The organism is Fructobacillus pseudoficulneus (genome assembly GCF_900108455.1).
Classification (GTDB): Bacteria; Bacillota; Bacilli; order Lactobacillales; family Lactobacillaceae; genus Fructobacillus; species Fructobacillus pseudoficulneus.
On sequence record NZ_FNWS01000001.1, the window covers coordinates 306,977 to 320,837 of the forward strand.

10 protein-coding genes are annotated in these 13,861 nt (G+C 48.4%); all 10 read right to left on the minus strand.

The window, feature by feature from the left end; genetic code table 11:
• Positions 1–3: 3 nt before the first annotated feature.
• The 10 genes from carB to BLW39_RS01475 all read right to left on the minus strand — a co-directional run bounded on the left by carB (position 4) and on the right by BLW39_RS01475 (position 13,809).
• Positions 4–3,174, minus strand: a complete 3,171-nt coding sequence (gene carB, locus BLW39_RS01430) for a carbamoyl-phosphate synthase large subunit (RefSeq protein WP_059376163.1) — start codon at positions 3,172–3,174, stop codon at positions 4–6.
• A 1-nt stretch (position 3,175) separates the two neighbouring features.
• A complete protein-coding gene (locus BLW39_RS01435; protein ID WP_059376166.1) occupies positions 3,176–4,261 on the minus strand; it encodes a carbamoyl phosphate synthase small subunit in 1,086 nt (361 codons plus the stop codon).
• A 4-nt stretch (positions 4,262–4,265) separates the two neighbouring features.
• On the minus strand, positions 4,266–5,534 hold the full coding sequence (locus BLW39_RS01440) for a dihydroorotase (RefSeq protein ID WP_059376169.1): 1,269 nt from the start codon (positions 5,532–5,534) through the stop codon (positions 4,266–4,268).
• Positions 5,531–6,463: an aspartate carbamoyltransferase catalytic subunit gene (locus BLW39_RS01445; RefSeq protein ID WP_059376172.1), complete on the minus strand. Its 933-nt coding sequence runs from the start codon at positions 6,461–6,463 to the stop codon at positions 5,531–5,533. The genes BLW39_RS01440 and BLW39_RS01445 overlap by 4 nt, the downstream gene beginning before the upstream one ends.
• 352 nt (positions 6,464–6,815) lie before the next feature.
• Complete coding sequence (locus BLW39_RS01450; RefSeq protein ID WP_059376175.1) at positions 6,816–7,115, minus strand: DUF1292 domain-containing protein; 300 nt, start codon at positions 7,113–7,115, stop codon at positions 6,816–6,818.
• A 42-nt stretch (positions 7,116–7,157) separates the two neighbouring features.
• The gene (gene ruvX, locus BLW39_RS01455; RefSeq protein ID WP_059376178.1) at positions 7,158–7,592 is read right to left on the minus strand and encodes a Holliday junction resolvase RuvX; all 435 of its coding nucleotides are present in this window, start codon (positions 7,590–7,592) and stop codon (positions 7,158–7,160) included.
• Positions 7,592–7,843: an IreB family regulatory phosphoprotein gene (locus tag BLW39_RS01460; protein ID WP_059376182.1), complete on the minus strand. Its 252-nt coding sequence runs from the start codon at positions 7,841–7,843 to the stop codon at positions 7,592–7,594. The genes ruvX and BLW39_RS01460 overlap by 1 nt, the downstream gene beginning before the upstream one ends.
• Before the next feature lie 145 nt (positions 7,844–7,988).
• A complete protein-coding gene (alaS, locus tag BLW39_RS01465; protein ID WP_059376185.1) occupies positions 7,989–10,670 on the minus strand; it encodes an alanine--tRNA ligase in 2,682 nt (893 codons plus the stop codon).
• A gap of 282 nt (positions 10,671–10,952) precedes the next feature.
• Positions 10,953–12,287, minus strand: a complete 1,335-nt coding sequence (locus BLW39_RS01470; protein ID WP_059376188.1) for an aspartate aminotransferase family protein — start codon at positions 12,285–12,287, stop codon at positions 10,953–10,955.
• 94 nt (positions 12,288–12,381) lie between these two features.
• Complete coding sequence (locus BLW39_RS01475; RefSeq protein ID WP_059376190.1) at positions 12,382–13,809, minus strand: APC family permease; 1,428 nt, start codon at positions 13,807–13,809, stop codon at positions 12,382–12,384.
• Between the last annotated feature and the right edge of the window lie 52 nt (positions 13,810–13,861).

Below are 13,861 nucleotides of genomic sequence, written 5' to 3' on the forward strand. Positions count from 1 at the left end.
GGTTTATTCTCCCAATGCTTTTACAAAGTGTGTTTCTTCTGGTAATTCGAGGACAGTCAGGTAGGCATCAATTGTATCCATGGCCGTAAAGAGGGCGACTTCATTGACAATCGCTGCTGCCCGGACTGGGCTTTCCCCAGACAAAGCCTTGTCGGCCTGGTCCAAAGTATTGACCATTACCTGAATTTCTTCTTGGGCCATTGCGGCCGGTAAATCAGCTGGTGCAGCCGTAGCGGCCACACCATTTTCCTGCAAGAAGGCCAAATTAGCGCCGGTAGCAACCAAGTCAAAGCCAAGGGCAGCAAAGCGCTTGGCAAAGGCTAAGCCTTCTGCCTGGTCAGCTTCAGCCAAATCCCACAAAACCTTGCTTTGGTGCAAGATTGGTAGTCCCGCTCCGACCATCGCCTTAGCCAATGCCTGATCATAGCTTGGTGCGGTCCCCATCACCTCACCGGTTGACTTCATTTCTGGGCCAACCGTTGAATTCAGACCGGCCAACTTCGCAAAGGAGAAGACCGGTGCCTTGACGTGGACTTCGGCTGGTTCTGGTACCAAACCAGGTTGGTAACCGAGGTCTCGCAAGGACTTACCAAGCATAATTTGGGTAGCCACCTGAGCCATCGAAATTTCCGTGACCTTTGACAAGAATGGCAACGTCCGTGATGCTCGTGGGTTGACCTCGATTACATAGGCAATTTCATCATGAATCACATATTGGATGTTCATCAAGCCAATCACGTTTAATTCCTTGGCCAACTTCTGGGCAGATTCAACGATTTGCTGCTTGACGTTTTTAGACATTTGCTGGGTTGGGTAAACCGCAAATGAGTCACCTGAATGAATCCCCGACCGTTCGATGTGTTCCATCACACCCGGAATCAAGACATCAGTCCCATCGGCAATTAAATCAACTTCGGCTTCTTGCCCCGTCAAATAATCATCAATCAAAACCGGATGGTCATTTGAAACTTTAACCGCCTGCTCCATGTAGGTCTTAAGGTCTTCATCGGAGTCAATGATGGCCATTGACCGACCACCAATCACATAGGATGGTCGAATCAAAACGGGATAGCCCAGGTCGTTAGCGGCCTTCAAGGCCCCTTCTTTGGTGGTGGCCGTTTCACCCTTTGGCTTTGGTAACGCTAATTTGTCAATCACCTTAGCAAATTCGTCTCGATCTTCCCCGCGGTCCAAGTCAGCGACCGTGGTCCCCAGAACTTTAACACCAGCCTTTTCCAAATCCGCTGCCAAATTAATCGCCGTTTGGCCACCAAATTGCACAACCACCCCAATCGGTTGTTCCAAGTCAATAACGTTCAAAACGTCTTCCAAAGTGAGTGGTTCGAAGTACAATTTGTCAGAGATGGCAAAGTCGGTTGAGACAGTTTCTGGATTCGAGTTTTGAATAATGGCTTCATAGCCGGCCCGTTGGATGGCCTTAACGGCGTGAACCGTGGCATAGTCAAATTCAACTCCCTGACCGATCCGAATTGGGCCAGATCCAAGCACGAGAACGGATGGACGGTCACTCACAATCGACTCATTTTCATTCTCATAAGTCGCGTAATAGTATGGCGTCTTCGATTCAAATTCTCCGGCAACCGTATCGACCATCTTAAAGGTTGGTAGTAAGCCCTGGTCCTTCCGCCAAGCGCGGAAGGCTGCTTCACTTTTACCGGTCAACTTAGCCAACCAAGCATCCGAGAAGCCGTATTCCTTGGCCTGCTGAATCGCTGACCAGTCAGTTGGGTTCGCCTGAACCGCCTGTTCAATTTCGACAATGTGCAAAATCTTATCAAGGAAGAAGAGGTCCATCTGAGTAATCTCATGAATTTCTTCAATCGTGACACCCCGGTGAATCAATTCAGCAATGGCAAAGAGGCGGTCATCCTTGGCTGGCATCAACTGAGCTTTCAAGTCAGCCGTTGAAACGCCATCAAAATAGCCGGCGGACAGGTCCTTTTCGTCAATTTCCAACGAGCGGACGGCCTTGAGCAATGATTCTTCCAAAGTGCGGCCAATCGCCATCACTTCACCAGTTGCCTTCATTTGCGTTCCAAGCGTCCGGTCAGCGTGTTCGAATTTGTCAAAGGCAAAACGCGGAATCTTCGTCACGACATAGTCGAGGGCTGGTTCAAAGGCGGCCCAGGTCGTCTGCGTCACGGGGTTTTTAATTTCGTTCAAATGCAAACCAACGGCAATCTTAGCGGCCATCTTGGCAATTGGGTAACCCGTCGCCTTTGAGGCCAAAGCGGATGAGCGGGAAACCCGTGGGTTCACTTCGATGATGTAATACTGGAAAGACCGTGGGTCCAAGGCCATTTGGATGTTGACCCCACCCTCAATTTTCAAAGCGCGGATAATCTTTAAGGCAGAGTCCCGCATCATTTGATAGTCACGGTCTGACAAGGTTTGGGTTGGGGAAACCACGATGGAGTCCCCGGTATGAACGCCGACAGGGTCGATGTTTTCCATCCCCGCCACAATCAAGGCGTTATCGGCGGCATCCCGCATCACTTCAAATTCGATTTCCTTATAACCGGCAATCGACTTTTCAATCAAGACTTGGGTCACCGGTGACAATTCCAAACCGTGAGCCGTAATCTCTTCCAATTCGGCCTGGGAGTAAGCAAAGCCACCCCCAGTTCCGCCCAAAGTATAGGCTGGGCGGACAACAACTGGGTAACCAATTTGTTCAGCAAATGCCTGGGCCTCGGCGACCGTCGTGGCAATCTGTGATTCTGGCACGGGCTCGTTCAATTCTTCCATCAAATCCTTGAACAATTCGCGGTCTTCGGCCTGTTCAATCGCTGGCAACTTTGTTCCCAGCAATTCAATTCCTAATTCCTGCAAAATGCCAGAATCAGCCAAATCCTTGGCCATATTCAAACCGGTTTGCCCACCTAAGGTTGGCAAAATGGCATCGGGCTTTTCCTGGTAAAGGACTTCCTTGACGAAATCTAAGGTAATTGGTTCCAAGTAAACCTTGTCCGCAATCTTCTGGTCCGTCATGATGGTGGCTGGGTTCGAGTTAATCAAAACCACCTGGTAGCCCTCTTCCTTTAGGGAAAGGCAGGCTTGTGATCCTGAATAATCGAATTCAGCCGCTTGACCAATAATAATTGGCCCTGATCCAATCACCAAAATTTTCTGAATGTCATTTCGCTTGGGCATCTTAGGCTCCCTTCTTTTCCATCAATTTTCCGATGAAGTTGTCAAAGATATACTCGGCATCGTGTGGTCCTGGTGAAGCGTCCGGGTGGAATTGGACTGAAAAGGCTTCCTTATCCTTCAAGCGGACCCCTTCGACTGTTTCGGCGTTAATTTCTTCGTGGGTCACTTCCAAATTAGTACCGGCCAGTGACGCACGGCCAACAGCATAACCATGGTTTTGAGAAGTAAAGTACTTGCGTTGGTGGTCCACATCCGTCACGGCGTGGTTAAAGCCACGGTAGCCAAACTTCATCTTGTAAGTCTTGGCCCCGTTAGCAATGGCAAAGAGCTGGTGTCCAAGGCAAATACCCATGATTGGATAACGATTTTGCAATTCCAAGATGGTCTTCGAAGCATAACCATACTGGGTTGGATCGCCAGGGCCATTTGATAGCAAAACCCCGTCCGGGTTGCTGGCTTCAATCACCGAAGCTGGTGTTTCTCCTGGGAAGACGGTCACGGTTGCGCCGCGCTTTTGCAAGGCCTTAACGATTGAGCCCTTGAGGCCAAAGTCAAGCAAGGCAATCTTTGGTCCATCAACGGCACCCGCAAAGGTTTCAATCGCCGCTTCCTTCTTGGCCCGAGCCAACAAGAGTGATGGATAATCCTCGGCAAAGAGAGCGTCAATCTTTTCTTGATTTAATTCTGATACCAAGACGGCGGGCATTGAACCGTGGTCTCGAATTTCCTTAGCTAATTTGCGCGTGTCAATGCCAGTCAAGCCTGGCAAATCTTGTTCCTTGGCAAAGTCTTCCAAGGTCATCACTGAACGGAAGTTGGCTGGGCGACGGGCCAAATCCTTGACGATAATCGCATCGACGGCGGGCTTACTGCCGGCACCTTCGTTATCGTCGAGGTTAATGCCGTAATTACCAATCAGTGGGTAAGTAAAGACCATCGTTTGCCCAAAGTATGATGGGTCAGTCATTGTTTCCTGGTAACCCGTCATCCCAGTTGAAAAGACGACTTCTGTTAACAAATCTTTGTCGGCACCAAAACGCTCACCGGCGTATACGGAACCGTTTTTCAATACTAAGTAACCCTGCATTGCCTTACTCCTTCTTTGCTTGATAAACCAGGTTGCCATCCACAAAGGTCTTTAAGACCTTGCCGTAAACTTCCTGGCCGGTAAATGGGGTGTTTTTCCCCTTTGATTCAAATCTTTCTGGGTCGATTTGGTAGGGATGAATTAAGTCAAGCAACGCGATGTCCGCTTGGTCACCTACCAGCAACTCACCGGCATTTTCCAAGCCAAAGACTTCCTTTGGCTTTTGGACGAGCCACTTCAAAGCCGTTTCCAAGTCGACCAGGCCACTTTTGACAAAGTGGGTATAGACAAGTGGGAAGGCCGTTTCCAAGCCCACAATGCCAAATGAGCAATCGTGCATCGAACCAGCTTTTTCTTCCTGGCTGTGAGGCGCGTGGTCGGTTGCAATCATGTCAATCGTGCCATCCAGCAGCCCCGCAATCAGAGTCAATCGGTCTTCCTTTGACCGAAGTGGTGGGTTCATCTTGAACATTGGATTGTCGCTTTCAATCATGCCGTCATCCAAAAAGAGATGGTGGGGTGAAACTTCGGCTGTGACGTTTAGCCCCATTTGCTTGGCCAAGCGCACCTGGGCGACCGATTCCTTAGTTGAAATGTGTGCCACGTGGTAGCGGACGCCTGTCTCCTTGGCCATTACCAAGTCGCGCGCCAATTGGGTTGACTCCGACAAACCTGTCATGCCCGGTAAGCCGAGCCGGTCAGCCGTTGGACCCGCATTGATGACCCCACCCTGAATCAAGCTATCATCCTCTAGGTGCGCTGAGATTACTCGGTCAGCAGCCTTGGCCGCTCTCATGGCCTCCAGCATTGTTTGAGCATCTTGAACACCATGGCCGTCATTGGAAAAGGCCATCGCACCGGCCCTAGCCATCGCCTTTAGGTCAGCCGCCCCCTGGCCAACGAGGTCGGCTGATAAAGCACCATACTGGGCAATCTTGACCAGGCTATTTTCCTGGTTCAAAGCAACCTGGGCCGCAACTTTGTCGACGGTATCGACCACCGGCTTCACGTTTGGCATAGTCATTACGGTCGTAAAGCCACCATGAGCGGCCGCGTGTGACCCAGTTTCAATCGTTTCCTTGTAAGTCAAACCGGGTTCACGGAAGTGCACGTGAACATCAATCAAACCGGGAATGGCAGTAGCTCCCTGCGCGTTAATTTCTTCATCGGCGGCCGTTTCGATTCCGCGGGCAATCTTTTGAATTTGCCCATCTTGGATCAAAATGTCTTGGCAGCGGCCATTGATAACGGCATGTTTAATTAATGTTCTCATTTTGTTTCCTCCATCAAGCCGCGACTCTGCAAGACCTTCGTTAAGATGGCCATTCGGGCGTAAACACCGTTTTTCATTTGGGTGAAAATTCGTGATTTTGCACCATCAACCAAGTCTGAAGCAATTTCGACATTGCGATTCACCGGTGCTGGGTGCATGATAATGGCCTTTTCATTCAAGAGCTTGGCGCGATCCGCTGTTAAACCACACTGCTGGTAATAATCAACGGCTGTAAAGGCATCGCGGTTCGCTTCGTCAAACCGTTCCAACTGAACCCGCAACATCATCACCACGTCTAGTTCAGGTAAGATTTGGTCCAGCTCACCGTAAGTACCAAGGTCATCAAAGTCTTCGCTGTACCAAGACTTTGGTCCACCAAAGTAGAGGCTGGCCCCCAACTCCTTTAAAATTTTCGCATCGGACTTGGCCACCCGGGAGTGGGCCAAGTCGCCAATAATGCCGACCTTCAGGCCCTTGATTTGGCCAAATTCATTTTGAATCGTCAGCAGGTCAAGCAAGGTCTGGGAAGGATGGACACCCGCCCCATCACCGGCATTCACCAACGCTAAGTTGACATAAGGGTTTTCGACCAAGTCCTGGTACCAACCGGTTTGGCTGTGGCGGATGACCGTCAAATCAATACCAATCGCTTGCAAGGTCCGGACCGTGTCAGCCAAAGTTTCACCCTTTTGAACGGATGACGTGGCTGGGTTCACCTCGATTAATTCGATACCAAGCTTCTTTTCCGCCATCTGAAAGGATGTCTTGGTTCGAGTTGAATTTTCAAAGAAGAGGTTGGCGCCGTATACCGGCCGGGTCAGCACTGGTGCGCTAGCCCCTTGCTGGTAAGCCGCGGCTAAATCAATTAGTTCTTGCAATGCCGGCGTTGACAAGTCAGCAAGGTCTAAACAGTTTTCCCAATTGGTCATCTTTTTGCCCCTTTTTGCTTCTGGCTGCAAAGTTTCCAATAAAAAACGCCCTGATCTTGCGATCAGAGCGTCAGTGGTGGAGGTGGTCTGGGATCCTTGCGTGTGCTTAGAACTTTAGACCGTCCCCTTATTAACAAGGCTATCCAGGGTCTCGCCCAGGGGTCGGTCTTCACCGGCCATTGCCTTGTTGCATTTTCCACCTTAGCGACTCTCCGGTCGGCTTTAAAGGATTGCAACTTATATTTGCTTGTTAATATCTTATCACCGAATATAATCTCTGGCAAGCAATATTTTTGAAAAAAGCAACCAGCTTTCAAAACAAAAAAGACAGCCAATCCTGGCTGTCTTTTGCTTAATTAAAGTTTGAATCATCGTCCAAAAAAGTATTCAATACTTCTTCGACCATGTTCCATTCTGCATCATCTTCGATTGGCAACAAGTCTTCCTCTGTTGCATCCCCATCTTCTGTTGGGTTAAAGATGTAAGCTTGAACATCAACCTGTTCATCTTCTTCGACACCATCTGGTACCAACAAGATGTATGAACGATCAAATTCCTCTGAGTGGAACGTAAACAAAACTTCGTATAAAGTTTCGTCACCGTTTTCATCAACCAAGGTAATCTTATCGATTTCTGGGTTTTGCTTTGCCATAAAAAATCCTTTATTTCTCTTAATTGGCCTAGCAACGAATCATTAAAGCTTCGTTAGCTTGCCGTTTGCATCTAAATAGTTTTGTAAGATAAACTCGGCCGCAATTTTATCAATCACTTTCTTGCGTTTCTTACGGGAAACGTCCGCCTCTTCAATCAGCATCCGTTCCGCCTGAACAGTCGTTAACCGTTCGTCTTGAAAGTCAGTTGGTAAAGAAAAACGTTCTTCCACCATTTGCGCATAGGCCCGTGAAGCTTCCGCCCGCGGTCCCTCAGTATTGTTCATATTCTTAGGTAGACCCAAAACAACGGCCTTGGCCCCCGTTTCTTGAATAATTTCACCCAAACGGTCTAATCCAAAGACTTTTTCGTCCTCATTGATGCGAATGATTTCGACCCCTTGAGCCGTCCAGCCCATTGGGTCAGAAACCGCTACACCAACAGTTTTTGAGCCTACATCAAGTCCTAATATCCGCATTACTTATTCAAATAGGTGTGCACGAGCTCCTCGATGATTTCATCGCGCTCATGTCGCTTGATTAAGTTACGGGCATCATGAAGGCGAGGAATATAAGCCGGGTCACCAGACATCAGGTAACCAACAATTTGGTTGATTGGGTTATAGCCCTTTTCTTCCAATGCAGCGTATACCAAAACCATCGTTTCATGGATATCTTTGGGCGCTTGGTTACCAAAATCAAAAATTGCTGTCTTATCATTTACAGTCATCGCACACACTCCTTTCTTTCTGAAATCTAACTTTCGCGTAACTCTAGTTTACCACGGTAACCCAGAAAATGCTGGTCACCAGTCCGTGAGTTAAAGTTAGTCTAACACAACTTGGCCAAACTGTCAGGCAAATTGGTCTAGTTAGTTATTTTTGTGCCAAAATTGCCTTTGCTTGATCCAAGGCTTCTTGAATTTTGGCCTGGTCTTTTCCACCGGCTTGAGCCAAATCAGGGCGGCCACCACCGCCACCGCCAACAGTTGGGGCAATAGCTTTGACAACATCCCCGGCTTTCACACCAGCAGCATTGGCAGTCTTATCAGCGGCCACTAACAAGTTGACCTTTTCCCCAATTGCAGCAGCTAGGACCAAGACGTTTGATGCAGCCTTATCGCGCCAGACATCGGCCATTTGACGCAATCCCTGTGCGTTTTCAACCTTAACCTGGGCTACAACCGCAGTCAAATCACCGAATTCTTCTGGCTTGGCAAACAACTCACCAGCCTGCAAGGCAGCCAATTGTGATTGCAAGGCTTCAATTTGTTGGTTCGCTGCCTTCAAATCTGCTTGGACTTCTTCGACTCGGTCTTTGACGGCCAACAGGTTTGGCACCTTCAAATTAGCGGCTACCGCGGCCAAGGTCTGTTCCTCGGCCTCAAAGCGGGTAATGGCCGGAATTGACGTCAAGGCTTCAATTCGGCGAATTCCAGCACCAATTCCTGATTCGGAAACAATCTTGAAGACACCCAATTCTGCCGTTGATTCAGCGTGGGTTCCCCCATCGAATTCTTGGTTGTAATCACCAATGGAAACAACTCGAACGGTGTCCCCGTATTTGTCATCAAAGACAGCCACGGCACCAACCTTCTTGGCCTCGTCAATCGACATTTCCTGCCAAGTGATTGGCAAGTTCTTGGCAATTTGTTCGTTCACCTGGTCTTGAATTTGGTTCAAGGTTGCCTGGTCCACTGGGCCTTCATGGTTGAAGTCAAAGCGTAAGTATTCTGGTTCCACTAATGAACCGGCTTGGTGGACATCCCCACCAATGATATTGCGCAAGGCTTGGTCCAACATGTGTGTGGCCGTGTGGTTCAATGAGACGGCCCGGTTGCGATCCAAATCAATCGCCAAATCAACTACCTGGTCAACCTGCACATCGGCCAAAACCTGGACAGTATGGATGTGTTGCCCATTTGGTCCGTTTTGCACATCCGTCACTTCGGCCAAGATGTTATCTTGCTGGTCTTTCACCGTACCAAAGTCGGCCACCTGACCACCCATTTCCGCGTAGAAAGGCGTCTTATCAAAGACCAACCAGGCAGTTTGCCCAGCATGAGCTTCATTGGTTAACTGCGCAACACCATTTTCATCATGGACCAAAACCGCAACGACTTTGGCACCCAAGACGGCCTTATCCGTCCAACCGACATAGGTTGATGGTACCTGCAAATCTGTCAAAGCGGCATTTTGAACACCCATGGCATGGTCGTTTGAGCGGGCAGCGCGGGCACGATCACGCTGTGCCTGCAAAGCCTCTTCGTAAGCTGGCAAGTCAACTGACAAACCAGCTTCCTCGGCCTGCTCTTCCGTCAATTCGATTGGGAAACCGTACGTATCTGACAACTTAAAGGCATCGGCTCCAGAAATTCCCTTCTGACCCTTTTCCTTGGCTTCAGCAATCACTTCATCCAAAAGTGACAAACCGGCCTTCAGCGTCTTATTGAAGCGCTTTTCTTCTGCCAAGATTGTCTTTTCAATCGTTGTTTGGTTTTCCTTCAATTCTGGGTAATAAGAATCCAAAGTCCCGATGACGGCCGGAACTAATTTGGTTAAGAAGTCACCTTGAATCCCGAGCTTTTGTCCGTGCAAGACGGCCCGACGCAACAAACGGCGGATAACATAACCGCGTCCTTCGTTACTTGGCTTGGCCCCATCAGCAATCGCAAATGAAATGGCACGAATATGATCAGCAATCACCTTGAAGGAAATGTTTTCAGTCGTATCCTTCGTTTCATCATAGTGATAGCCGTTGGCCAACTTTTCCGTTTCATGGATAATTGGCAAGAACAAATCCGTATCAAAGTTTGTGCGACCGTTTTGGAAGACAGAAACTAGTCGTTCAAGACCCATCCCCGTATCAATGTTTTTATGTGGCAATTCAGGGTAAGTACTATTATCCGTCAAACCAGGCAAATGGTTAAATTGTGAAAAAACGATGTTCCAAATTTCCAGGTACCGTTCATTTTCACCACCAGGATACATTTCAGGATCATCGGCTGGCAAGTCGGCAAAGGCTTCCCCACGGTCGTAGAAAATTTCAGAATCGGGTCCAGAAGGTCCTTCCCCAATATCCCAGAAGTTATCCTCGACTTCATAGACATGGCCAGCTGGCAAATCAGTCTTTTCTTCCCAAATCTTACGAGACTCTTGGTCCTTTGGGTAAACCGTCACGTAAAGCTTTTCCTTGTCCAAGCCGTACCATTCAGGGGACGTCAACAATTCCCAGGCCCAAGGAATCACTTCTTCCTTGAAGTAATCACCAATCGAGAAGTTCCCCATCATTTCAAATAGGGTATGGTGGCGGGCCGTCTTTCCAACGTTTTCAATATCGTTGGTTCGGATGGCCTTTTGGGCGTTGGTCAACCTTGGCTTTGGTGGGACAACAGAGCCATCAAAGTACTTTTTCAAAGTGGCCACCCCTGAGTTAATCCAGAGTAATGATGGGTCATTGTCTGGGATTAATGACTTGGGTGGGACAACCAAGTGATCTTTACTAGCAAAAAAGTCTAAGAACATTTGCCGAATTTCGGCTGATGACAATTCTTTCATGAAATCTCCTCTAATCATGATAAAAACAAAAAAAGACCAAAACAAAGAGCGGACGCGTGACCGTGGTACCACCGCTATTTGTAATGATCTTTGCAATCTTTACCTTTAAAATCCTGATAACGCTCGGAAGCGGCCGATTCATCGGCATCATTCACTGGGAGCACAAAGTCACCGCCCTAGTGCTTTTCATCAACCAACACCTTGCTAAAAGGACTAAATTACTTTGCATATCCAGTTGCTAAGGTCAATTATAACACAATTTTTTCAGGGGAAACTAGGCGATTACCAGCCAATTGCTCGGTCCTTTGGTAGGTCTGGCAGAGTCCCTGCATCCGCTTCGGCAAAGACCTGGTCAAAGGCATCAAAGACTTGGTTCAATTGCTCATCGGTGATGACCAAAGGTGGCTGAAAGCGCAAAATGAAGCCCCGCAGCGTAATCATCACTACCCCAAGCTCATAAAGGCGGAAAATAATCTGGCTGGCTAATTGGCTGTCACCCTGACCATCGGGCCCAACAATATCAATCCCGCCATCGAGACCATAAATCCGCACATCACCAAGACAAGCAAACCGCTCTTGGGCGCTGTCAAAGTAATCACGGACCCGGTCCCCCATTGTTTTCGACCGTTCGACCAAGTTTTCTTCTGCCAAGACATCCAAACCAGCCATGGCCGCCGCGGCCGCCACCGGGTTTCCCCCGGTAGTAAACAAATGACCGGGAGCAGCTAGTGAGTCAACGATTTCGGCCCGGCCAACGACAGCAGACAGTGGCAGCCCAGAAGCAATCGACTTGCCAATCGCCACTAAATCAGGCACGATGCCGAAGTGATCAATCGACCACATTTTTCCTGACCGGCCCAGTCCTTGGTTCACTTCGTCAACCGCAAAGACAATCCCGTGGTCACGGGTAAACTGATAAAGCATGTCCATATACTCTTGTGGCGCCTTCACGATGCCACCATCACCCTGAATTGGTTCAATCAAAATGACGGCCGTTTCATCAGCCGGCACATAACTTTCAAAGATTTGTTCCAATTCCTTGAATTTTCGCACTGAAAAATCGTGGTCCGACTCACCTTCAAAACGAGCATGAGAATCCGGAAATGGTGCCTTGTAAAAGCCGGGCATCAACGGTCCGATTTTGCGAACCTGGTTCAAGGAGATTGCTGAAGCCGTCGCTGCAGCAAAGGTCGACCCATGCATGGCGCCAGTAAAGGTCAGCACATAGGGCCGTTTTGTATAGGCCCGGGCAAACTTAATCACCGCTTCGTTGGCATCTGAACCAGAATTGCCTAGCGCCACCTTCTTTGGAAAGTCTCCAGGTGTGATTTGTGACAACCGGTCTAGCAAGGCAGCGGTCGTCGTATTGGCAAAGTAAGCCGGCGTATACAAAATCAATTTTTCAGCTTGGTCCTTAATCGCCTGAACGACCTTCGGGTGACAATGGCCAAAGTTAATCGCTGAGGCCGAAGCCAACAAGTCCAAATAAGTTTTACCGTCAGCATCCGTAATCGTTGCACCACTAGCTGAGTCCACAACTAAGTCAAAGTACTTAATGCGGGCAGACTCATTTCGACTTTGATCTTCCTTTGCTAAAATGTCTTGATTCTTACTCATAGGCGCCTCCGGCACTTTCTCTCATTTATTTTTAATCATTATACAATAAAAGCCCGGGAAAATCCCGAGCTTTCAATAAAATCTATTAAAATTTTTACTTATGAATCCGTGAGTGGCGTGAGCCATAGGCCATATAGACAATCAAGCCCAAAACAAACCACAACCCGGCGTAAACACGTGCTTGAACATCCAATGACCAGAAGATGTAAACGGCACCAGCTGCACCTAAGGCAGGCAAAACTGGGTACCAAGGCATCTTGAAGCCTGGCTTTGGCAAGTCCTTGCCTTCACGAGGACGCAAGGCATAAACTCCGATTGAAACCATGATAAAGGCAATCAAAGTTCCTGCTGAAATCAGACCAGCCAATTCGTTGAATGAGAAGACAGATCCAACCAAGACAGCAATCACTGTCAAAACAAGCAAAGCATTGTTTGGCAATCCCTTACCATTAACGTCACCCAAGAACTTTGGTAGCAAACCATCACGACCAAAGGCATAAAGCAAACGTGAACCAGCCAACATCATGCCGATAATCGCCGTAAACATACCAGCCAAGGCAACCACTGACAAGACGTTTGAAACCACTGGATGTCCAGCCTTTTCCAAAGCCCAAGCAGCAGGCGCTGCGTTGTTAGCATATTCAGTATAGTGGAACATTCCAACCATAACCATCGCAACCGTCACGAACAAAGCCGTCGCAATCAACAAAGAACCGATAATTCCACGAGGCATTGTCTTTTGTGGGTTCTTAGCTTCGGCTGAGTTCGCAGCAATGGAGTCAAAACCAATATAAGCCAAGAAGATTTGTGAGGCACCAGCTGAAATTCCTTGCCAACCACCAAATGTTGTACCGGCCTTGTGGGCAGGAATGAAGTTAGCATAGTTAGAAGGATGGATAGCTGTTGCACCAACCACGATGAAGAGTAAGATAACCAAAACCTTCAAAACAACCAAAGTATTTTCAACCTTAGCAGTGGTGTTGGTTCCCTTCCAAAGCAGGGTTGCCACAATCAAAACCGCCAAAAGTGAGAAGAGGTCAATCACACCACCGTTACCGGCTGCAAAAGATCCGTTTAGGGCCTTTGGCAAAGACAAACCGAAGTTTGCCAAGAATTGGTGGAAGTTGGCTGACCAACCTGAGGCAACGAAGGCCACGGCAATAAAGTATTCTGCCAACAAAGCCCAACCGGCAATCCAACCAAAGACTTCACCAAAGACCACGTTTGCCCATGAGTAAACGGAACCAGCAAATGGCAAGACCGAAGCAAATTCCGCATAGGCAAAGGCCGTCAAACCAGACACAATGGCGGCGACGACGAATGACAAAGTCACGGCCGCACCGGCATGGTTAGCCGCCACGATACCTGGCAAGGTAAAGATGGCCGTTGAAACAATCGTTCCAACCCCCAAGGCCAACATTTCTTTAACACCCAAAGTTTTCTTTAGATGGGCATCACTTTGTTCAAATGCGGATGGATCAGCTCGGCGGAACCAACCGCTCATCCCACTTTTCTCTGACATAGGCAAATCTCCAATGTAAATTTTTTGTTTTAAGAAACTATCAAAAATATTA